Source organism: Leucobacter rhizosphaerae, assembly GCF_022919175.1.
Classification (GTDB): Bacteria; Actinomycetota; Actinomycetes; order Actinomycetales; family Microbacteriaceae; genus Leucobacter; species Leucobacter rhizosphaerae.
The window spans coordinates 1,853,148-1,874,443 of the sequence record NZ_CP095043.1; the positions used below are offsets into that span (position 1 = coordinate 1,853,148).

Genomic DNA, 21,296 nt, shown 5'->3' on the forward strand with positions numbered 1-21,296 from the left:
CACTACTTTTGACTCCCCAAAACGGCCGTTGGGGCGATGCATCGCGACGCCGCACCCCACGGTTCAATCGTGTGCTCCCCAAGAACACACAAACGGCTACAACCTACTAGAACTCCCTCTTATATTTCAACGCATAGATTGAAACGTTATATCGCGTCCTGCGGCGCCGGCCGCACCGCGCACTCGGATACGCTCGAGGAATGACCGCAATGGCACAGGACCGTCGGCGGGCGACGCACCTGTCTGAGCCGGAGTGGCGGCCGCGCGCAGCCGAGCATCGTGCGCGTGCCGACGCCCTCACGGCCGGGCATCGTGCGCGCCGACAGCGCGGGGAGACCCACGCGGTGGAGGACTTCCTCTTCACCTACTACTCCTGCAGCCCGGCCGAACTGCGGCGGTGGCACCCCGGCGCCGGGATCGTCCTGCACGGAGCCGCCGAGGAGCGGGGCGCCTGGCGGCACTACACGACCGTCGACGGCACCGACGCCCGCGTTGACCTCACCGCATACTTCGCCAAGCGAGGCGGCACCGTCGACTACGTCGAGCGCCTGCTCTCGGCGACCCTCGAGCGCCCGCCGCGCTTCGGGTGCTTCGGACTGCACGAGTGGGCGATGGTCTACCGCATGACCCCCGAGGAGCTGCGGCACCGCTCCCTGCCGCTCCGCATCGGGCACCGTGAGACGGACGCCGTGGTCGAGTCCCACCCCATCGCCTGCACCCACTTCGACGCTTATCGATTCTTCACCCCGGCGGCGGGGCCGCTCAACGAGCTCCGCCCGACGCGCGAGTCGCAGTCCGCCATGGAGCAGGCCGGCTGCCTGCACGCGGGCATGGACGTGTACAAGTGGGCCGCGAAGCTCGGCCCCATCGTGCCCGGCGCACTGCTGCTCGACTGCCTGGTGCTCGCGAGCGACATCCGTCGGGTCGACATGCGCGCGTCGCCCTACGATGTCAGCTCGTTCGGACTCCCGGCGATCCCGATCGAGCGCCCGGAGGGCAAGCGCGAGTACGCCCGGCTCCAGCGCGGCTTCACCGAGCGCGGCAACGGACTGCGCGAGCGGATCCTCGAGGCGATCACCACGGCGCGGCGCGTGCACGCCGCCGTAGCCGCTTAGAACAGCGTGGGTGCCGGCGCGCTCACCGGCTCTGCCCGCGGCGGCACGACGGCACGGGATCGCCCCGCCTCACGCTCGAGTCCGTAGCGCCGGATCAGCGGACGGATCCGCCCCGCGAGCTCCATGCGGTACGCCTGCGGCGCCCGGCTCGCGCTCCCCGGGTACAGCGACCGATAGGCCGGCACCAGCTCCGGGTGCGCGCGCTCGAGCCACTCGAAGAACCACGGCTTCACGTGGCTGCGCAGGTGCAGCGGGCCGTACAGGACCGCGTTCGCCCCGGCGTCGCGCACGTCCCGGAGCAGCGCCGAGAGCTGGGCGACCGAGTCCGTGAGGTGGGGCAGCACCGGCATGAGGAAGACGTCGCACGGCAGTCCGGCGTCCCGCGCAGCCGCCACCGTGTCGAGCCGCGCCCGGGTGGTCGGTGTGCCCGGCTCAAGAGACTGCTGGAGCTCGGGATCACCGATCGCGATCGACATCGCGAGGTCGACCGGCACGCGTTGCGCGACCTCGGCGAGGAGGGGCAGGTCGCGGCGCAGCAAGGTGCCCTTCGTGAGGATCGAGAGCGGGGTCGCGGCTCGACCGAGCGTCTCGATGATGCCGGGCATGAGCCGGTAGCGGCCCTCGGCACGCTGGTAGGGGTCCGTATTGGTGCCGAGCGCCACGGTGTGGTGCTGCCACGACGGCCGCGCGAGCTCTCGGGCCAGCACCTCCGCGACATTCACCTTGACGATGATCTGGGAGTCGAAGTCCTCCCCCGTGTCGAGGTCGAGATAGCGGTGGGATCCGCGCGCGAAGCAGTAGACGCACGCGTGCGAGCAGCCGCGATACGGATTGATCGTCCAGGAGAAGGGCATCGAGGACTCCCCCGGCACCCGGTTGAGGGCGCTCTTCGCGAGCACCTCGTGGAACACGATGCCGTCGAACTCCGGCGCGCGCACCGTGCGGAGGTGCCCCGGCACCGCCGCGACCTGCGCCAGCCCGAGCCCGGGCAGCGCTGCGTCGACGACCCCGCTCGTCTTCTGCCCACTCCACCTCATGGAGTCATTCGAACATATGTTCGAATGAAGTGCAACCGTCAGCGGCTAGTCGCGCGACTGCTCCGCGAGGTGGTTGTGGTGCTGGATCACCTCGGCGACCACGAAGTTGAACCACTTCTCGGCGAACTCGGGGTCGAGGTGCGCGTCCTCCGCAAGGCTTCGCAGCCGGGCGATCTGGCGCGCCTCCCGCGAGGGATCCGACGCGGGCATCTCGTTCTCCGCCTTCAACTCACCCACCTCCTGGGTGCAGCGGAAGCGCTCGGCCAGCATGTGCACGAGCGCCGCATCGATGTTGTCGATGCTGGAGCGCAGGCGCTCGAGACGCTGCTGCGGTGCGAGGTCGGCCACGATCCAGCCCTCCTCAGTCGAGCAGATCGTGGCGCACCACGACCTGCTCCCGCTCGGGGCCGACGCCGATGGCCGAGATCCGGGATCCGCTCATCGCCTCGAGCGCGAGGATGTAGTCCTGCGCGTTCTTCGGCAGATCCTCGAAGCGGCGCGCGCCCGAGATGTCCTCGGTCCAGCCCGGGAACTCCTCGTAGATCGGGGTCGCGTGGTGGTAGTCGCTCTGGTTCACCGGCATTTCGTCGTGCCGCACGCCGTTGACGTCGTAAGCGACGCACACCGGGATGGTCTCGAGGCCCGAGAGCACGTCGAGCTTCGTGAGCACGAAGTCCGTCACGCCGTTGATCCGCGCCGCGAACCGCGCGATCGGGGCGTCGTACCAGCCGCAGCGCCGCGGGCGCCCGGTCGTGGTGCCGAACTCGAAGCCCTGCTTGCGGAGGTACTCGCCCGAGGCGTCGAAGAGCTCGGTCGGGAACGGGCCGGCGCCGACGCGTGTCGTGTACGCCTTGATCACCGAGATGACCCGGTCGAGCTGGGCCGGCGGCAGGCCCGAGCCGGTGCTCGCACCACCCGCGGTCGCGTTCGACGAGGTGACGAACGGGTAGGTGCCGTGGTCGATGTCGAGCATCGTCGCCTGGCCGGCCTCGAAGAGCACGTTCTTGCCGGCCTGCATCGCCTCGTGCAGCAGAAGCCCGGTGTCGCAGACCATCGGCTCCAGCATCTCGCGGTAGGAGAGCAGATCCTCCACGATCTCGTCGGCCGAGATCGCGCGGCGGTTGTAGATCTTGACGAGCACCTGATTCTTGAACTCGAGCGCGGCCTCGACCTTCTGCCGCAGGATGCCCTCGTCGAAGATGTCCTGGATCCGGATCCCGACCCGGTTGATCTTGTCGGCATAGGCCGGCCCGATCCCGCGGCCGGTGGTGCCGATCTGGCGCTTGCCGAGGAAGCGCTCGGTGACCTTGTCGAGCGTGCGGTGGTAGGCCGTGATGACGTGCGCGTTGGCGCTCACCTTGAGGCGCGAGACGTCGACGCCGCGGCCGCCCAGGGCCTCGAGCTCGCCCTTCAGCACCTCGAGGTCGACGACGACGCCGTTCGAGATGACGGGGGTGACCCCCGGGGTCAGAATGCCGGAGGGCAGGAGGTGCAGCGCATACTTCTCCTGGCCCACGACGACGGTGTGGCCGGCGTTGTTGCCGCCGTTGAACTTGACGACGTAGTCGACGCGGCTTCCGAGCAGATCGGTCGCCCGACCCTTGCCCTCATCGCCCCACTGGGCACCGGTGATGAGCACTGCGGGCATTTCAGCCCCTTCCTTCGGAGTCGGCAGTTACCGGGACAGTCTACCGAGCCGCCGGCTGCGGACACGGAGCGGGGCCATGATCCGGGGATCGCGGCGTGCGTGTCGCGCCGCGTCACCCGGCTTCGATGACGGCGATCGCCTCGGGATCCGCGCCGTCCAGGAACTCGGTGAGCCGCTCGACCTCGGCGGTCTCGCCGATCGTGCCCGCGGCGCGACGAAGCGCATAGAGCGCACGCAGCACCCCGCGGTTGGGCTCGTGCGACCACGGCACGGGGCCCGCGCCGCGCCAACCGGACTTGCGGAGGCGATCGAGCCCGCGGTGGTACCCCACCCGCGCGAAGGCGTAGGCTTCGATCTCACGCCCTGCTGCGTCGGCCTCGTCCGCGAGCTCCGCCCAGGCGAGCGGCGACTCCGGGTGCGCGCGCACGAGGCGCTCGGCCGACACCCCCTCGGCGAGGGCGGCGACGACGTCCGTCTCCGGGGCCAGCAGAGTGGGTTCGGGTCCGAGCAGGTTCGCGCCGATCATGCCGCCAGTCTACGGGGGTGGGGTGGCGTGTGGGCGAAGCGCGCAGTCGGGGCTAGCCGATGCGGAGCGATCGCAGGATCCGCTGCAGCGTGGCGTACTCCTCGGTGTCGACGAACGCGCGCGCCTCGTCCATCGACGCGAAGGTGCGCGGCGGGAAGTTCGCGCTGACCTGGGTCGAGTCCGCAAAGGTCATCGGACCCGCGGCCGGATGCAGCAGGTTGTAAATGAAACAGGCGTCGATCGGTTGCGTGTCGTCGAGCGCGATGCTCCCGATCACCCCCGACTCCGTCTCCGCGGCGCGGAAGACGACGCGCGGTGGCACGAGCGGAGTGAAGCTGGTGTCGGCCGCCGGCACATACCCCGGGATCTCCGCGGGCACGACGTCGAGTTCTTCGAGCCCGAGTGCCGGGAGCGACTCGCAGGATCCGCCGAGGCCGATCACGGCGCTCGAGAAATACAGCTGTTCGGCACCATCGGAGTCACGGATCACGTACTGCAGGAGCTCTTCAGGGGCGTAGGCCGACGGCACCTCCTCGACCGTCCACCCGGGAGGGGTCTCGAAGGAATACACCATGCGGTCGTCCACGAAGCGCACCCACGGCTCCTCGGTCGGCGGGGCAGGCGTCGGTGTCGTCGTCGCGGGCGGAGCGCTCGTCGTGGGCGCGACGGACGGGCTCTCGGGTTCGGGCGCACACCCCATCGCCCCGAATGACAGCGCGAGCACCACGAGTGCCGCCGAACCCAGCCTGCGCGTCATCGACGCCTCCGATCCCACTCGTCCACCCGGGTGCCGTGCAGCCGATGCGCGGCCGAGGAACCGCCTAGCGGTAGTTGACGAACTGCAGCGCGACATCCACGTCGGCGCCCTTGAGGAGCGCCATCGTCGCCTGCAGATCATCGCGGCTCTTCGAGCTGACACGCAGCTCGTCGCCCTGGATCTGGCTCTTCACACTCTTCGGGCCCTCGTCGCGGATCAGCTTGTTCAGCTTCTTCGCCGTCGCCTGGTCGATGCCCTCCTTGAGCTTCGACTCGATGCGCGTCTCCTTGCCGCTCGGGAACGGATCGCCGCTGTCGAGCACCTTCAGCGACATCCCGCGCTTGATGATCTTGGACTGCAGCACGTCGAGCACTGCGAGCGCGCGCTCCTCGGTGCTTGCCTTGATCAGGATCGCCTCGCCGCTCAGCGACACGTCGGCGCCGACGCCCTTGAAGTCGTAGCGCTGCTCGATCTCTTTCCGAGCCTGGTTCACGGCATTCTCGACTTCCATGCTGTCGATCTTGCTCACCACGTCAAATGAAGAATCAGCCATGCGCTCAGACTATCGCGGATCGGCGCGAGGGGGCAGGATCCAGCGCGGGATCGCCACTGCCTCGCCGCGGGTCAGCCACCCAGGGCGGTCGCGATCGTCGGGATCAGGATTGGGGCGTTGAGGCAGAAGTGCAGCAGCATGCAGGCCGGCAGATTGCGCGTCCGGGCGTAGAGGACGTAGAGGGCGATCGTGCCGACGCCCGCGGTCCACAGCCACTGCACGCCGAAGAAGACGAGGTGCGGGGCGACGAAGAGCGGAATCGTCAGCGCGAACGCGAGCCACCTGCGCCCGGTCAATTCGGTCAGCCGCTCGATCGGGTAGCCCCGGTAGAGGATCTCCTCGAAGATCGCCGACGAGAAGATCATTCCGATGACGGCGACGATCGGCAGCGCGGCGATCGTCGCCGTGCCCGGATCGTTAGCCGGCGGGAAGAACGTGCGCACGACCCACTGCCAGGCCATGACGATGCCGAAGAGAATCAGCGCCCACTCCAGGTCCTTTCCCCGCGGGCGACGCAGGCCGAGGGACGCGAGCGGGCGGCGCTCGACGATGAGCACATACGCCAGGAGCGGGACCACCGCGAGCACGTTCCAGACGATCGACGAGGCGGGTCCGCCGAACTCCGGGACGATCCCGACAGCTTCGACCACCCTCGGGAGCCACATGGGTGAGTAGGCGAGTGCGATCCCGACGATGGAGATGACCCACAAGCGCGTCGAGCCGCGCACCACCGGCACCTCCGCTCGGGGCTCCGCCGATGGTGTCCGGGATCGAGACGTGGGTTCCATGTCAGTAGAGTACATGCTCTAGAGCATTCACTCTAGTGTGGGGTAGACTGGAGCACGTGACCCGAGCCCTCCGCCACCGCAGTTACGACGCGAAACGCGCCTCCATCGTGGACACCGCATCGGGCCTGTTCGCAGCGCACGGCTACCGCGGCACGAGCACCGCGCTGATCTGTCGCACCGCCGGGATTTCGTCAGGGACCTTCTTCCACTACTTCCCCACCAAACTCGACGCGCTCGTCGCCGTGCTTGACGCGGGATGCGAGGCTCTCGGCGCTCACCTGGCAGAGATCGACGGGCGAACGAGCGGACTCGAGGCGATCACCGCCTACGCGGACGCCCTCGCGTCCGAGATCGAGGACCGCTCATATGCGGGGTTCGTCGCCGGCATCGCGGAGGTCGAGTCGGAGCCGCGGGTCGCCGAAGCGCTCCGCGCCGAGGCCGGCCTCGTGTCGGAGTTCCTCGCGCGGCAGGTCGAGGCGGGCCAGCACGCCGGGAGGATCCGCCAGGATCGCTCGGCCTCCGAGCTCGCGCGGTGGGCGGCCTGGCTGCTCGACGGTGCTGCTGGGGCTGCTGCCCAGGCCGCCGCCGGGTCCGCTGCGACCGAGCCTGCGCCCAGCCGTAAAGCCCTCACGACGGGACTGCTCGCGCTGCTCGAGGCGCGCTGAGCACGCCGGGTCTCGAGCACGTCGCGGATGGCGACTGAGCAATGCCTGGCATAACTTGAGCGAAAGTATTGTTAGGCTCTTCGACGGCCCGGACGCGATCCGACCGGGCTCCCGCACTCCCCGTCGAAAGGACCGTACGTGTCGACCCCCACCGCAGCGCCCACCCGGCGCCGCCTCCCCCGTTGGATGACCTCGTTCGGCTGGCAGATCCTCGCCGCGCTCATCCTCGGCCTCCTCCTCGGCGCACTCGCCATCTCGATCGGCCCCGACGCCGAGGACAACCCGAACGGCCTGCACGCCACCCTCGCGACCATCGGCGGCAGCTACGTCTCGCTGCTGCGCGCCGCGGTGGTCCCCCTCATCTTCACCGCGATCGTCTCGAGCATCGTCGGCCTGCGCCAGGTCACGAACGCCGCCCGGCTCGCGGGCCAGACGCTGCTGTGGTTCGCGATCACCGCGCTCATCGCGGTCACGATCGGCATCGTGCTCGGCGTCACGCTCCGGCCCGGCGCCGGCGTCTCCGACGCGGGGCTCGAGCCCTCGGACCCGTCCACGGTCGGCACCTGGTGGAACTTCCTGACCGGGCTCGTGCCCTCGAACTTCCTGGGTCTCGGCGTCGGCGGCTCCGTCGACCTCGAGACGGGCGCGCTCGACGCCAGCCCGAGCTTCAACGTACTGCAGGTGATCGTCGTCTCGGTCGCGGTCGGGATCGCCGCGCTGAAGATCGGCGAGAAGGCCGAGCCCTTCATCCGCCTCACCGAGTCGGCTCTCGCGATCATCCAGAAGGTCCTCTGGTGGATCATCCGGATCGCGCCCATCGGCACCCTCGGCCTCATCGGCAACGCGGTCGCGGAGTACGGCTGGACCAAGATGGGATCGCTCACCTGGTTCGTGGCGGTGCTCTACATCGGTCTCGCCCTGGTGCTGTTCGTCGTCTACCCGATCCTCATCAAGACCAACGGCCTCTCGATCCGCCAGTACTTCTCGGGCGTCTGGCCCGCGGTGCAGCTCGGGTTCGTGAGCCGCTCGTCCATCGGCACGCTGCCGCTCACCGAGCGGGTGACCGAGCGCAACCTCGGCGTGCCGCGCAGCTACGCGTCCTTCGCCGTGCCGCTCGGCGCGACCACCAAGATGGACGGCTGCGCCGCGGTCTACCCGGCCGTCGCCGCGATCTTCATCGCGCAGTTCTTCGGCATCGAGCTCACAATCGTGCAGTACCTGCTCATCGCGCTGGTCTCGGTGGTGGGATCGGCCGCCACCGCCGGCACCACCGGCGCGACCGTGATGCTCACGCTCACCCTGTCGACGCTGGGGCTTCCCCTCGAGGGAGTCGGCCTGCTGCTCGCGGTCGATCCGATCATCGACATGGGCCGCACGGCGGTCAACGTCGCGGGCCAGGCCCTCGTTCCGGCGATCGTCGCGAAGCGCGAGGGGATCCTCGACCTGGATCGCTACAACGCCCCCCGCGAGGGTGTCGCCTTCGACAACGGCGACGATGCGTCCGCGGAGGCTCCGGAGCTGAGCGCGAAGGCCTAGGTCCTCGCCGACCGAGCGAGGCTCGGAGTGCCGAGCACCCCAAGCGGTGCTCACCGTTCAGGCGGTCGGGATCCGAGGATTCCGACCGCCTGAGGTGTTTGCACCGCCTGAGGTGCACCTGTCGCCGTGCCTACCTGACCGAGGCTCGCCGCATCGCCACCCAGGTGCACCCGAGGGCCACCACGATGATCCCGAGCACCGTCAGCGCCAGCCCCTCCCGCGTCACCGCGGCGATCAGCTCTGCGAGCTGCGGGGCCAGGATCAGCAGGGCGACGGCGAGCACCACGCCGAGCGCCAGCCCGACGACGGCGGGACCCTTCGCTCCGAAGCGCACCCAGATCGCGCCGAAGAAGCCGCCGATGGTGAGGCAGAACAGCACGCCCAGGAACGCGGAGGCGAAGAGCACCCACGGGTTGCCGGCGCCGAGGGCGTAGACGTCGAGCACGTAGACCGACATGAACCAGTGATCGGTGGCGAGCTCGATGCCGAGCAGGATCACGAGCACGATCGCGATATATGCCGCTTGCAGCACATTCGCCACCATGGTGCCGAGGATGAAGTTGCGGCGGGTCGTGCCGAGCGCGAGCCCGAACGGGTAGGTCGTCGCAACGGCCTGCACCCCGTAGTAGATCAGGAAGCCGGGGAGCGACCACACGATGCCGCTGTTCCAGCGAGCGCCCTCCACATAGGAGGCACTGTCGACCGGGCTGCCGCCGCGCTGGATCGCGAGCGCGATGATGATGCTGACCACCATCACCACGCCGACGATCCCGAGCGGGGCGACCACAAAGCTGCTGAGTTTGTTGAGGTGCAGTCGCGTCACCTTCAGCGTCCGGTTCATGCTGCGCTCCGTTCTGTGTGCGTGGTCGCGGTGCGGCCCGACGGGCCATCCGAGCCGGTGTCTTCGGTCACCGCGTCGCCGAGCCCGTACGCGGCGACCAGATCCTGCAGCGAGACGGCGCTGATCTCGAGGCCGTCGGCCTCCGCGGCCGCGCGATCCTCCGGCGTCGGCGCCTCGCCGATCACGGCGGTGCCGAGGCCTCCGATGCTGCGCCGGGAGAGCACGCTCCGACCCTGCACGAACCGGTCGATCTCCGCGGCTTTGCCGGCGACCTGGAAGGCGCTCCCCCGCATCGCGTCGACGTCGTCGTGCCGCACGACGCGGCCCTGGTCGATCACGATCACTCGCTCGAGCAGCCGGTCCATCTCGTCGATCAGGTGCGTGGAGAGAATGATGGTGCGGGGGTGCTCGGCGTAGTCGCGCAGCAGCTCGTCGTAGAAGATCGCGCGCGCCGTGGCGTCGAGGCCGAGGTAGGGCTCGTCGAAGAAGGTGATGGGCGAGCGCGAGGCGAGCCCCAGTACGATGCCGAGCGCCGAGAGCTGGCCCCGCGAGAACTTCTTCACGATCGGCTTCGCCGGGATGCGGAAGGCGGCGATGAGCCGGTCCGCGGTGGCCTGATCCCAGTTCGGGTAGAAGATGCTGGCCGCGCGAATCGCGTGCTTGAGCTTGTAGTCGTCGGGGTAGCGCTGGTTGTCGCGCAGGAAGCACATCTGGTCGATGATGTCCCCGCGCTCGAACGGCTGCCGGCCGTTGACGTGCACCGTGCCCGAGCTCGGGCGATCCTGTGCGGTGACGAGCGACATGAAGGTCGTCTTGCCCGCGCCGTTCCGGCCGAGCAGCCCGGTGATCGTGTTGGCGTGGATCTGCACGGTGACGTCGTCGAGCGCCGTGGCGCCTCGATACCGTCGCGTGAGACCCCGGGTCTCGATGGCGATCTGAGTCATTGTTCTGCTTCCTTCTCGATGAGTCGGACGATGTCTGCGGTGGTCAGTCCGAGGGCTTTCGCCTCGGCGAGCAGCGGGGTGACGAAGCGCTCGGCGAGGCCTCGCTGCCGGTCTTGCGCGATGCGGCGCCGGGCGCCCTCGGCGACGAACATGCCGATGCCGCGCTTCTTGTAGAGGATCTCCTCGTCGACGAGGAGATTGAGCGCTTTGCCCGCCGTCGCGGGATTGATGCGCATGTAGGCCGCGAGCTCGTTGGTCGAGGGACCTGCTCACCCTCCGCGTAGGTGCCGCGGAGGATGTCGCTCGCGATCCGATCCGCCAGTTGGAGGAAGATCGGCTTGCTGTCATCGAACACTCGTCACCTCCTGGGTGTGGTTCGGGGCCGTGACCCGGGTTCAGTAGTTCAGTGGTTCATTACTTCACTAATGAACCTACGCACCTGCCCACCAGATGTCAAGCTCCCGCCGACGTCCCTTGCGCCCAATCATCAGATGAACTAACTTAGGACTGCCTTACCCCGCACCGTCGAAGGATCCGCATGCCCTCCAGCAATATCGCCGTCGCCCACGCCGAGACCGGCCTCGTGACCGCCGAGGTCATCCGCGCAGAGCGCATCTCCCCCAGCTTCGTGCGCCTCACCATCGGGGGCGACGACCTGCGCACGTGGCGGCATCTCGGCTTCGACCAGTGGTTCCGCCTCGCACTTCCCGTCGCCGGCGACGCCACACGATTCGATCGCCTCGCGGACAAGTTCGACACTCGCGGCTACCTCCGCTACCTGACGCTCCCGAAGGCCACGCGCCCCGCGATCCGCAACTACACCGTGCGGGAGTTCCGTCCCGAGTCCGCCGAGATGGACATCGACTTCGTCGTCCACGGCGGCGATGAGCACGACGGCGCCCCGTCCACCCAGGTCGGCGCGGCGGCGGCTCCGGCGGAACTCGCGGGTGTCGCCGCCCCCTGGGCCGTGTCGCTCCCGCTCGGCGCCCGGGTGGCCCTCATCGACCAGGGATGCGGTTACCGTCCGGTCGCCGAGGCGCGCCGCGTGGTGCTCGCGGGCGACGAGAGCGCACTCCCGGCCGTGCTCGGGATCCTGCGCGACCTGCCCCGGGACACCGTCGGCGACGCGATCATCGAGATCCCGGATCCCGCGGACTCGCAGCCCAACGACGCCCCCGAGGGCGTGAACGTGCACTGGATCTCCCGTGCGCACGGCACCCGGCCCGGCGAGGCGGCGCTCTCGTCGCTGCGCGCGCTGCCAGTGTGGCAGGGGCCGGTGTCCGCGTTCGTCGCGGGCGAGCAGAGGCTCGCGACCGGCGGCCGTCGTCACCTCATCGGAGATCGCGGCGTGGAGAAGGCCGCCATCGACTTCTGCGGGTACTGGCGTACCAAGTAGACAGCTCGCGGTGCAGGCAACGCACCAGCGCAACCGCCCCGCCCTACAGCAGTCCGAGCTCCATCGCGCGGGTCACCGCGCGGGTGCGGTCGTTCACCCCGAGCTTCTCGAACACGTGCAGCAGGTGGGTCTTCACCGTCGACTCGCCGATCGTGAGCCGGGCCGCGATGGCGGGATTGCTGAGTCCGCTCGCCACCAGGCCGAGGATCTCGTGCTCCCGCGGCGTCAGACCGGGTCCGGGATCACCGCCTGGCGATCCGGCACCCGGGCGCTCGCGATCGATCCCCGACGCACGCGCCACCAGTTGCGCCGCGATCGACGGCGCGAGCACGGTCTGCCCGGCGGCCACGGCCCGCACCCCGGCCGCGAGCTCCTCCGCCGGCGCCGCCTTCACGAGGTAGCCGCTCGCACCCGCCTCGATCGCGGCGAGGATCTGGTCGTCGTCCTCGTAGGTGGTGAAGACGAGGATCCGCGGCGGCGCGCCGGCCGCGTCGCCCACGCTCCCCATCCGCACGATCTCGCGCGTCGCCGCGACCCCGCCCATGCCCGGCATCCGCAGGTCCATCAGCACCACCTCGGGCGCCGTCTCGGCCACGAGCTCGACCGCGGCCTCGCCCGAGGCCGCCTCGGCCACCACCGCGAAGTCCGGCTCCGTGTCGAGCAGGCCCACGATCCCCGCGCGCACGATCGGGTGGTCGTCCACCACCATCACTCGAATCATCGGGATCCCTCCAATGCTGAGCGATCCGAGCGGTCCGCGTGTTCCTCCGTCGCGCCCGCCGCGGTCCCCGGCGCGGTCCCGATCGGCAGCCGCACCTCGAGCCGGGCCCCGCCCGCCGCACCCGCGACGAAACGCACGCTGCCGCCCACGGCACTCACCCGGTCTGCGAGGCCGGTGAGCCCGAAGCCCCCGTTGCGCATCAGCTCGGCGTTGGGGCCGACCCCGTCGTCATCGACGCGGAGCACCGCCTCGTCGGTGGCCCCGGCGTTCTGCCCGGGCACCACGTCGAGCACCACCGACACCCGCGAGGCGCGCGCGTGCTTCCGCGCGTTCGCGAGGCCCTCCTGGGTCGCGCGCAGCAGCATCACCTGGCGCTCGCGCTCGAGGGGGACCTCGGCGAGGCGGCACGACACGTCGAGCGCGGTGTCCGCACGGAACCGGGCGACCACGCGCTCGATCGCGGCGTCGAGCCCGCCGTCGCCGAGCGGCTGCGTCGTCGCGACGAGCGCTCGCGCCTCCTCGAGCGACTCGAGGGCGGCCGAGCGCACCCGACCCAATCGGTCCCGCGTGCGCGGCTCGTCACCGGCGGCGAGCGCCCGCTCCGCCTGCTCGCTGAGCATGACGAGTCCGGTGAGCGACTGCGTGAGCGTGTCGTGCAGCTCCCGCGACAGTCGCTCCCGCTCGGCAGCGGCCCCCGCGGCCCCCGACAGCGCGGCGACCTCGGCCTGCGAGGCGCGCAAACGGTCGGCCAGCACCCGGTACTCGTTGCCGCGCTCGAAGATGCGTGTGATCCAGGTACCCATCGCCACCGAGAAGGCGAAGGAGAGCACCGTCATGATCGTGACCCCGAAGAGCCCGCCGAAGATGCCGCCGCGGAGGAGCGCGCCGACGCCGACGGCGACGGCGAGGATCCCGCTCCACTGAACCGCCGACCAGTAGCGGGCGACGCAGTTCCAGATCATCGGATACCCGAGCACCTGCAGCGTCGCGAACGAGCCATTGACGGCTGTCGCGAGCGCGATGACCGCCACGATGCCTGCGAGGTACCACAGGTCGATGGGCAACGCGGGCAGGTCGAGCGCGGCCCGGCGCAAGGCGGGGCGGCCGAGCACGGCGTACACCGCGACGAAGAGGAGCAGCACCCCGAGGGTGAGCGCCAGTGCGGGGCCCGTGCTCGTGACGCCGAATCCGACGACGCCCGTCGACGCCTCCGCGATCCCGACCACGGCCATGATGGCGATGACCACGGCCACGCCGATGTCCCACCACAGCACCGGGCGGCGGGGCGGCGGCCGCGTGCCCGCGAACGCGTCGTCGGGGCCTGGAGGAGTCATGCCCTCACTCTCTCACGAGCGACGGATCCAGCGGAACGTGCACAGGCTGATGACGAGCCCGGCGACGAGCCACCCGAGGAGGAACACGGCCACGAGCCCGAGGTCCCAGGAGCCGGAGCTCTCCATGGCGGCGAAGTGGTCGGGGAGGAACACCGAGCGCATCCCCTGGGCGAGCCACTTCAGCGGGAAGACGCTCGCGAAGTTCTGCAGCCAGTCGGGCAGCATCGAGAACTGCAGGTAGACCCCCGAGATGAACTGCAGGAAGAGCACGATGGGGATGATCACCGCGGTGGCGCTGCGCGACGAGCGCGGCAGGGCGGAGAGCGCGATCCCGAGGAGGGTCATGGTCACGATCCCGAGCAGGAAGATCCACGCGAAGCGGAGCCAGAGCGCGGGATCGCTCGGCAGTTCGACCCGGAACACGACGACCGCGAAGGCGATGAGCACGGCGACCTGCAGCACCGAGGTGATGAGGATCTGGCCGGCCTTCCCGATGAAGTAGCTGATCGGCGAGATCGGGGTGCCCCCGAGTCTGCGAAGCCACCCCTCGCTCTTCTCGCGGGCGATGTCGATGGCGAGATTCTGCAGGCCGGAGAGCATGATGCCCGCGGCGATCATGCCCGGCAGGTAGTACGCCGCCATGCTGATGCCGCCGGTGCCGTCGGGCTTCGTCCCGACGTCGCCCGATGCCTCGAAGGCGACGCCGAAGATCCCGAGCATGAGCACCGGGAACAGGAAGGTGAAGAAGACCGTGTCGGGCGTGCGGAAGTAGCCGCGGAGCTCGAGACGGACAGAGGAGAGGCCCGAGCGCAGGATCCCCGGCGTGCGGCCGGCGCCAGAGGCGGGCCCAGTGGCACCGGATCGCGCCGGCGCGGCAGCGGCGGTCGTCGCGGCAGCGGGCGCTGCTGCGGATGCGGTCGAGTGCTCGGTCATGCCGGGGCTCCTTCGGAGTGCTGCGGGTGGTGGGGTGCGGCGGCGATGATGCGTGCGGCGTCGCTGCTGCCGGTGGCTGCGGTGGCGGTCGCATCGGCGGCCTCGCGCTCGGCGATGAGCTCGAGGTAGATGTCCTCGAGCTCGGGGCGGCGGATCTCGAGACCCGGCACCTCGGCCCCGTTGCTCGCGGCCACGAGTTCCGCGACCAGACGGGCGGGCTCGGTCGTCCGCCGCTCCTGCGTGATTCCGGCGTCGTCGACCCAGCGCACCAGCGGGGTGCGGGCCTCGGGACCGCCGAGCTCCGCGGGCGGCGCCTCCGCCACGATCCGGCCGTCGGTGAGCACCCCCACGCGGTCGGCCAGCTGGGCCGCCTCGTCGAGGTAGTGGGTGGTGAGGAGAATGGCCGTACCCTCGGCGGAGAGGCCGCGCAGCATGGTCCAGAACTGGTGGCGCGCCTCCGGGTCGAAGCCGGTCGTCGGTTCGTCGAGGAAGAGCATCTCGGGGCGGCCGACGATCCCGAGCGCGACGTCGAGCCGGCGCTGCTGGCCGCCCGACATCTTGTTCGCGCGGAGCCCCGCCTGCGACGTCAGCCCGACGAGGTCGAGCACCTCGTCGACGTCGCGCGGGTTCGGGTAGATCGTGGCGAAGTGCCGCAGCAGTTCGCGCGGGGTGTACGGGCCGAAGTCCCCGGTGCTCTGTGACACGAAGCCGAGTCGCGACTTCCAGGATCGCGGAGCGCTGATCGGATCCTCGCCGAGCACCCGCACCTCGCCGGAGTCGTGGCGGCGCAGCCCCTCCAGGATCTCGATGGTCGTGCTCTTGCCCGCGCCGTTCGGGCCGAGGAGCGCGTAGGTCTCACCGGCGCCGATCTCGAGATCGACGTCCCGGAGCACATCGCGACTGCCGTACGTCTTCGTGAGGCCGCGCACCTGCACGACGGTGTCGGATCCGGTTCTGTGTGTGGTCATGCCTCGATTGTGGCGCGGGCAGGCGACCTGCGGCAGCGGTGGGGTGGAGGATCTTCGGGTCCACCGATCGGTGGATGCCGTCGCTGGGGCAGGTCGACGCTGCGCCCCCTCGAGCAGCGCTATATTGGACGCATCCCCGAAACCTGTACGGAGTCCACAAACATGGTCAAGATCCGCCACACCCTGCCCGCACCGACCGGGGGCATGCACCTCGCGCAGCGCCCGACCGGCATCACCATGTCCCTGGTCGTGCTGCTGATCGCGCTGGTGCTGATGGGGATCCCCTCCCTCATCGCGAACCCGTCGCTCGTGAGCGGAACCGGCTCGACCAATTCCGCGGGCTTCATGAACCGTGAGAACGTGCTCGTCAACCTATTCTCCTTCGCCATCGCGCTCGGGGTGCTCTGGATCTGGCTGCGTGCGAAGGAGCGGCGGGCGTTCTCCTCGCTCGGGCTCGAACGCGATCGGCGGACGCTGCGCCGCATCCTGCGCGGGGCCGCGGCGGCACTCGGGCTCATGGCCGCGTGCGTGCTCGTGCCGGTCGTCGCCGGGCAAGCGTCACTGACCTGGCACGCCTCCGAGATCGGGGCCGACGGGGTGCTGTTCGTGCTGCTCATGCTGCTCGGGTTTCTCGTGCAGGGCTCGACCGAGGAGATCCTGCTCCGCGGCTACCTCACCCAGGCGGTCGCGCGGCGGTGGGGGTTGATCGCGGCGGTCGTCGTGCAGGCGGTGATCTTCGCGCTGATGCACGGGGCGAACCAGGGGATGGGTGTGCTGCCGTTCGTGAACCTCCTGCTCTTCGCACTCTTCGCGAGCGCGTGGACCCTCGCCGAGGGGAGCCTGTGGGGCATCTGCGCCCTGCACAGCGTGTGGAACTGGGCGCAGGGCAACCTGTTCGGCGTCGCCGTCTCCGGCAACGCGGTGCAGGACTCGATCTTCGCGTACACGCCGCACGAGGGATCGATCGATCTCCTGACCGGCGGCTCGTTCGGGATCGAGGGCAGCCTTGTCACCTCTGCGCTCTTGGTCGGCGGGATCCTCTTCGCGTGGCGGCGGTTTCGTGTGAGCCGACAGGTCGATGCCGGGAGTGATCGGGAGGTGCGCTCTAGGCTGGAGAGGTGAACCCGTCTCAGACTCTCCCCGATCCCGCGCCGCGCTCGTTCGCCTCCGATAACTGGGCGGGTGCGCACCCCGAGGTGCTCGAGGCCATCGTGGCCGCGAACACCGGGCACGCGCCGGCCTACGGCGGCGACCCGTGGACCGCGCACTTCCACACCCTCAGCCGAGAGCTCTTCGGACCGGACGCGGAGGCGTTCCCCGTGCTCAACGGCACGGGCGCGAACGTGCTCTCGCTGCAGGCCGCGCTGCCGCGGTGGGGCGCCGTGATCTGCGCTCGGAGCGCGCACATCACCACCGACGAGACCGGCGCGCCGGAGAAGACCGGCGGGTTGAAGCTGTTGACGGTCGACACCCCCGACGGCAAGCTGACCCCGGAGCTGATCGCTCAGGAGGCCTGGGGCTGGGGTAACGAGCACCGCGCGCAGCCGCTCGCCGTCTCGATCTCGCAGACCACCGAGGTCGGCACCTGCTACACGGCCGCCGAGATCCGAGCCATCGCCGACCACGCGCACGAGCACGGCATGGTGCTCCACCTCGATGGCTCACGGCTCGGCAACGCCGCTGCGCATCTCGGCACGTCGCTGGCCGCATTGACCTCCGAGGCGGGGGTCGACGTGCTGAGCCTCGGTGGCACGAAGAACGGACTGCTCGGGGCCGAGGCCGTGGTGGTGCTGCGCCCCGGGGTCGCGCCCGGGATCCCGTACCTCCGCAAGATGAACCTGCAGCTCGGCTCGAAGATGCGCTTCGTGTCGGCGCAGCTCACGGCGCTCTACGAGGGCGATCTGTGGCGGCGGTCGGCCGGCCACGCGAACGACATGGCCGCCCGGCTCGCGGCGGGCCTGGAGGCGCTGATCGCGAGCGATGCCGTGCCCGGGATCCGGATCGCGTATCCCGTCGAGTCGAATGCCGTGTTCGTCGTGCTGCCGCCCGAGGTGGCGGAGCGGGCCCGCGCGCGCTTCGCGTTCGGGGACTGGCCGACGGGCGTGCACGTGCGACGCCTGATGTGCGCCTTCGACACGACCCCCGACGACGTCGACGCACTGCTCGCCGCGATCGCGGGGTAGGTGGGGGGTCCGCACCCGTCAGGGCCAGATCACACCGCGGTGTCGTGCGGCACGGGCTCGGGTGTTGCCGCGGCCGCCCGTCGTCGCGCCGACGCCCGTCGCAGGTGCTGGAACACGCTGAAGGCGACCGCCACGGCGAGCACGCTGTAGAGCACCACCGGCAGCGGAGTCGAGACGAGAATCGCGGGATCCCCCTCCGACACCGCCAGTGCCCGTCGCAGCTGCGTCTCCGCCACCGGCCCGAGGATCGCGGCGATCAGCACGGGGGCGAGCGGGATCGCGAAATGCCGCATCGCGAATCCGACGATGCCGATGATGAGGGCGATCCACAAGTCGACATACCGCGACGCGACCGCGTAGACCCCGAGCATCGCAACGACCGTGATTCCCGCGTACAGGTAGTGCTTCGGGATCAGCAGGAGCTTCGCCCACAGCGCCGCGAAGGGCAGGTTGATGATCAGCAGGATCACAAGCCCGAGGAAGAAGCTCGCCATGAGGGGCCAGACCAGATCGCCACTGCGCTCGAACAGGAGCGGTCCGGGCTGCATGCCGTACTGCTGGAAGGCGGCGATCATCATGGCGGCGGTGGCTGACGTCGGGATCCCGAGCGCCAGAAGCGCGCCCATCGCGGTGCCCGCGGTGGCGTTGCCCGCCGATTCGGGGGCCGCGACGCCCTGGATCGCGCCGCGCGAGCCGAAGTCGCGGTCGCCGCGCCGCTTCGCGAGCTTCTTCTCCGTGCCGTACGCGAGGAACGTCGGCACCTCGGATCCGCCGACCGGGATCGCACCGAAGGGGATGCCGAATGCGGTGCCGCGGAGGAACGCGGGCAGCGCCTTCCGCCAATCCTTCGCTCCGAGGAACGGCGACCCGCTCGAGCGGAGCGGCGCTTCGACCCCGCCTCCACGCCGAATGTGGGAGGCGACGTGCAGGACCTCGCCGATCGCGAGCAGACCGACGGTGATGATGATGATCGACACGCCGTCGAAGAGCACCGGGGAGTCGAAGGTGAAGCGTTCGGCGCCGCTCATGCCGTCGATGCCGACGAGCGCGAGCGCGAAGCCGATCCCGAGCGCCACGAGCCCGCGGATGATGGAGTCGGCCACCACGGCGGAGATCGCCACGAACGCGAAGGCCGCGAGCGCGAAGTACTCGGCCGGCCCGAAGACCTTCGCGAGCTCGACGATGTACGGCGAGAAGAACACCACGACGGTGCAGGCGATCATGCCGCCGATGAATGCGCCGATCGCGGACGTGCCGAGCGCTTTCGCCGCCCGGCCCGACTTCGCCATGCGGTGCCCCTCGAAGGTCGTGGCGATCGCGGACGAGTTGCCGGGAGTGTTCAGCAGGATGCCCGAGGTCGAATCACCGAAGAGCCCGCCGAAGTAGATGCTGGCGAACATGATGAAGGCGCCGGTCGGGTCGAGGCTGAACGTGACCGGCAGCAGCAGCGCCACCGCCATCGCGGATCCGAGTCCGGGCAGCACCCCCACCGCCGTGCCGAGCACCGCGCCGATCACGAGGAAGAGCAGGTTGGCCGGGGTGAACGCGACCGCGAACCCCTCGGCGAGACTGGCTAGCTGATCCATGCGAAGACCCCTTCCAACAGGCCGGCCGGCAGGCTCAGGCCGAGCCCCGCCGAGAACGCGAGCTGCACGATGCCCGCGATGAGCGCCGCGAGGGCGATGTCGAAGAGCGGACGCTTGCTCCCGAATGCCCATGCCATCGCCCAGAACAGGGCCGCGGAGGCGATGAGCCAGCCGAGGATCGGGAGCAGCAGGATGAACGCGGCGAGGATCCCGACCACGATGAGCACGGTCGTGAGGTCGGCCCCCTGGGCCGGGGCGCTCTGGCCCGCGGCCGCTTCGCGCTCGACGATCTCCTCCGGCGAGACCACGCGCACCTCGCTCGTGGCGTCGATGCCGCCGAGTTCCTGCAGCATCTCGTCCGAGACCTCCGCGGGATCCCCGGCGATGTGCGCCCGCCGAGAGGTCCGCAGCACGTCGACCGCGAGTCCGACGCCCGCGATCGCGAGGAAGGCGGTGACGATGGTCGGGAAGAACTGCGGGCCGGGCCAGGCCGTGTCCGGCGGGACCTGCATGGTCGCCGTGCCGACGGCGAGCACCCCGGCGAGCACCAGGACGCCGCCCGCGACGATCAGCTCGCTCCGACCGGTGAACCAGCGCGGGGTGCGCTGCACGCGGATCGCCTCGGTGTTCGGCGGCGGCTCGGTGGCCGGCGCCTCAGTGTTCGGCGGCTCGGTGGTCGGCGTCGACGCGGTGCCCGGCGCCTCGGCCATGTTGCGCTGCGAAGGTGTCATAGTCCCATCTCCTGCACGACCGCGTCGGTGCGGGTCATCTCCTCGTCGATGAACGCGCTGAACGCGTCCCCGGTCATGAATGTGTCGACCCAGTTGTTGCGCTGCATGGTCTCCTGCCATTCCTCGCTGTCGCGCAGCTCGGTCACGATCTCGATGAGATCGTCGCGCACCTCGTCCGAGATGCCGGGCGGCGCAACGTACCCGCGCCAGTTCGACATCTCGACGTCGACGCCCTCCTCGATGAAGGTGGGCACCGGGATCTCCGCGACGGGGTCCGGCGCCGAGATTCCCAGCGCGCGGAGGTTGCCCGACTCGATCTGATCGCGGAACTCGTTGTACCCCGAGAGCCCGGCCTTCGCGGTGTGCGACAGCATCGAGGTCACGACCTCGCCTCCGCCCGGGTAGGCCAGGTAGTTGATCGCGCTGGGCGAGATCCCCGCCTCGGACGCGAGCATGCCCGCGAGCAGGTGATCGATGCCGCCGAGGGATCCTCCCGCGATGGCGGTCCCTCCCGGATCCTCCGCGAGCGCGACCATAAAATCATCCAGCGTCTCGAACGGGGAATCCGCCGGGACGACGAGCACGTTGTAGTCGTCGGCCATGCGCGCGATCGGGACGGTGCGCTCGAGTGTGACGGAGGAGTCGTTGATGACGATGCCACCGATCATGACCCCGCCCGTCACCATGAGCAGATCCTCGCGCCCCTCCATCCCCACGAGTTGGCCGAGGCCGATCGTGCCGGACGCCCCGGGGATGTTCACGACCTGCACCGTGCCCACGATCCCCGATGCGCGCATGCCCTGCTGCGCTTCGCGCGCGAATCCGTCCCAACCACCGCCCGGCGCGGCGGGGGCGATCAGCGTGAGCTTCGACCGGGGCCCGTCCGACCCGCCCGAGAGGCTGGCGTTCACCGCGGCCAGCGCGAAGATGACGACGGAAACCGCCGCGAAAATGGCGGTCAGCAGTGTTCGACGCATGTGTGCTCCTCCGTGCGGACGCCTTTGTTGCCGCACAACGGTTACTAGGATGGCAGC

General features: G+C 69.9%; 23 protein-coding genes. 6 read left to right on the plus strand and 17 right to left on the minus strand.

What is annotated here, in order from left to right; all coding sequences use genetic code 11:
* Window positions 1-200: 200 nt before the first annotated feature.
* Complete coding sequence (locus tag MUN76_RS08515; RefSeq protein WP_429952526.1) at window positions 201-1,115, plus strand: 3-methyladenine DNA glycosylase; 915 nt, start codon at window positions 201-203, stop codon at window positions 1,113-1,115.
* Here MUN76_RS08515 and MUN76_RS08520 read toward each other — a convergent pair.
* The 7 genes from MUN76_RS08520 to MUN76_RS08550 form a co-directional block, all read right to left on the minus strand.
* Entirely contained in the window at window positions 1,112-2,152 is a 1,041-nt protein-coding gene (locus MUN76_RS08520; RefSeq protein WP_244683932.1) for an Rv2578c family radical SAM protein, read from the minus strand. The two genes, MUN76_RS08515 and MUN76_RS08520, sit on opposite strands and share 4 nt — an antisense overlap.
* A 45-nt stretch (window positions 2,153-2,197) precedes the next feature.
* Complete coding sequence (locus tag MUN76_RS08525; RefSeq protein WP_244683933.1) at window positions 2,198-2,500, minus strand: chorismate mutase; 303 nt, start codon at window positions 2,498-2,500, stop codon at window positions 2,198-2,200.
* 13 nt (window positions 2,501-2,513) lie between these two features.
* On the minus strand, window positions 2,514-3,800 hold the full coding sequence (locus tag MUN76_RS08530; RefSeq protein ID WP_244683934.1) for an adenylosuccinate synthase: 1,287 nt from the start codon (window positions 3,798-3,800) through the stop codon (window positions 2,514-2,516).
* Between the two features lie 112 nt (window positions 3,801-3,912).
* Window positions 3,913-4,326 (minus strand): DUF3151 domain-containing protein, encoded by a 414-nt coding sequence (locus MUN76_RS08535; protein ID WP_244683936.1) that lies wholly within the window; start codon window positions 4,324-4,326, stop codon window positions 3,913-3,915.
* 52 nt (window positions 4,327-4,378) lie between these two features.
* A complete protein-coding gene (locus MUN76_RS08540; protein ID WP_244683938.1) occupies window positions 4,379-5,083 on the minus strand; it encodes a hypothetical protein in 705 nt (234 codons plus the stop codon).
* Between the two features lie 64 nt (window positions 5,084-5,147).
* Window positions 5,148-5,636, minus strand: coding sequence for a YajQ family cyclic di-GMP-binding protein (locus MUN76_RS08545; protein WP_244683940.1), 489 nt, complete (start codon window positions 5,634-5,636; stop codon window positions 5,148-5,150).
* A 71-nt stretch (window positions 5,637-5,707) separates the two neighbouring features.
* On the minus strand, window positions 5,708-6,424 hold the full coding sequence (locus tag MUN76_RS08550; RefSeq protein WP_244683941.1) for a CPBP family intramembrane glutamic endopeptidase: 717 nt from the start codon (window positions 6,422-6,424) through the stop codon (window positions 5,708-5,710).
* 56 nt (window positions 6,425-6,480) lie between these two features.
* On the opposite strand from MUN76_RS08550, the gene MUN76_RS08555 reads away from it, so the two are divergent.
* Window positions 6,481-7,089, plus strand: coding sequence for a TetR/AcrR family transcriptional regulator (locus MUN76_RS08555; protein ID WP_244683943.1), 609 nt, complete (start codon window positions 6,481-6,483; stop codon window positions 7,087-7,089).
* Between the two features lie 186 nt (window positions 7,090-7,275).
* On the plus strand, window positions 7,276-8,625 hold the full coding sequence (locus tag MUN76_RS08560; RefSeq protein ID WP_244688731.1) for a dicarboxylate/amino acid:cation symporter: 1,350 nt from the start codon (window positions 7,276-7,278) through the stop codon (window positions 8,623-8,625).
* Window positions 8,626-8,755: 130 nt separating this feature from the next.
* On the opposite strand, the gene MUN76_RS08565 is transcribed toward MUN76_RS08560, so the two are convergent.
* Genes MUN76_RS08565 through MUN76_RS08575 form a run of 3 tightly spaced genes read right to left on the minus strand, consistent with a single transcriptional unit; the run spans window position 8,756 to window position 10,646 of the window.
* Window positions 8,756-9,466, minus strand: a complete 711-nt coding sequence (locus tag MUN76_RS08565) for a hypothetical protein (protein ID WP_244683945.1) — start codon at window positions 9,464-9,466, stop codon at window positions 8,756-8,758.
* The gene (locus MUN76_RS08570) at window positions 9,463-10,410 is read right to left on the minus strand and encodes an ABC transporter ATP-binding protein (protein ID WP_244683946.1); all 948 of its coding nucleotides are present in this window, start codon (window positions 10,408-10,410) and stop codon (window positions 9,463-9,465) included. Before MUN76_RS08570 ends, MUN76_RS08565 begins: the two co-directional genes overlap by 4 nt.
* Window positions 10,407-10,646, minus strand: a complete 240-nt coding sequence (locus MUN76_RS08575; protein ID WP_346730374.1) for a GntR family transcriptional regulator — start codon at window positions 10,644-10,646, stop codon at window positions 10,407-10,409. The genes MUN76_RS08570 and MUN76_RS08575 overlap by 4 nt, the downstream gene beginning before the upstream one ends.
* A gap of 302 nt (window positions 10,647-10,948) precedes the next feature.
* Here MUN76_RS08575 and MUN76_RS08580 point away from each other — a divergent pair, with 302 nt between their 5' ends.
* Window positions 10,949-11,806 (plus strand): siderophore-interacting protein, encoded by an 858-nt coding sequence (locus MUN76_RS08580; protein WP_244683948.1) that lies wholly within the window; start codon window positions 10,949-10,951, stop codon window positions 11,804-11,806.
* A 43-nt stretch (window positions 11,807-11,849) separates the two neighbouring features.
* Here MUN76_RS08580 and MUN76_RS08585 read toward each other — a convergent pair whose 3' ends face one another.
* From MUN76_RS08585 to MUN76_RS08600, 4 genes are read right to left on the minus strand one after another with little or no spacing between them, the layout of a single operon-like run.
* Entirely contained in the window at window positions 11,850-12,527 is a 678-nt protein-coding gene (locus tag MUN76_RS08585) for a response regulator (RefSeq protein ID WP_244683950.1), read from the minus strand.
* Entirely contained in the window at window positions 12,524-13,861 is a 1,338-nt protein-coding gene (locus tag MUN76_RS08590) for a sensor histidine kinase (protein ID WP_244683951.1), read from the minus strand. The genes MUN76_RS08585 and MUN76_RS08590 overlap by 4 nt, the downstream gene beginning before the upstream one ends.
* A 12-nt stretch (window positions 13,862-13,873) precedes the next feature.
* Window positions 13,874-14,794: an ABC transporter permease gene (locus MUN76_RS08595; RefSeq protein ID WP_244683952.1), complete on the minus strand. Its 921-nt coding sequence runs from the start codon at window positions 14,792-14,794 to the stop codon at window positions 13,874-13,876.
* Complete coding sequence (locus MUN76_RS08600; RefSeq protein WP_244683953.1) at window positions 14,791-15,762, minus strand: ABC transporter ATP-binding protein; 972 nt, start codon at window positions 15,760-15,762, stop codon at window positions 14,791-14,793. The genes MUN76_RS08595 and MUN76_RS08600 overlap by 4 nt, the downstream gene beginning before the upstream one ends.
* Window positions 15,763-15,924: 162 nt before the next feature.
* Between MUN76_RS08600 and MUN76_RS08605 the strand changes: the two genes are divergently transcribed.
* Complete coding sequence (locus tag MUN76_RS08605; protein WP_244683954.1) at window positions 15,925-16,884, plus strand: CPBP family intramembrane glutamic endopeptidase; 960 nt, start codon at window positions 15,925-15,927, stop codon at window positions 16,882-16,884.
* A complete protein-coding gene (locus MUN76_RS08610; RefSeq protein ID WP_244683955.1) occupies window positions 16,881-17,945 on the plus strand; it encodes a threonine aldolase family protein in 1,065 nt (354 codons plus the stop codon). Before MUN76_RS08605 ends, MUN76_RS08610 begins: the two co-directional genes overlap by 4 nt.
* A gap of 29 nt (window positions 17,946-17,974) precedes the next feature.
* On the opposite strand, the gene MUN76_RS08615 is transcribed toward MUN76_RS08610, so the two are convergent.
* The 3 genes from MUN76_RS08615 to MUN76_RS08625 are packed head-to-tail and all read right to left on the minus strand — an operon-like array spanning window position 17,975 to window position 21,239.
* On the minus strand, window positions 17,975-19,531 hold the full coding sequence (locus MUN76_RS08615; protein WP_244683956.1) for a tripartite tricarboxylate transporter permease: 1,557 nt from the start codon (window positions 19,529-19,531) through the stop codon (window positions 17,975-17,977).
* Window positions 19,519-20,262 (minus strand): tripartite tricarboxylate transporter TctB family protein, encoded by a 744-nt coding sequence (locus MUN76_RS08620; protein WP_244683957.1) that lies wholly within the window; start codon window positions 20,260-20,262, stop codon window positions 19,519-19,521. The genes MUN76_RS08615 and MUN76_RS08620 overlap by 13 nt, the downstream gene beginning before the upstream one ends.
* Complete coding sequence (locus tag MUN76_RS08625; protein WP_244683958.1) at window positions 20,259-21,239, minus strand: Bug family tripartite tricarboxylate transporter substrate binding protein; 981 nt, start codon at window positions 21,237-21,239, stop codon at window positions 20,259-20,261. Before MUN76_RS08625 ends, MUN76_RS08620 begins: the two co-directional genes overlap by 4 nt.
* Window positions 21,240-21,296: the final 57 nt, after the last annotated feature.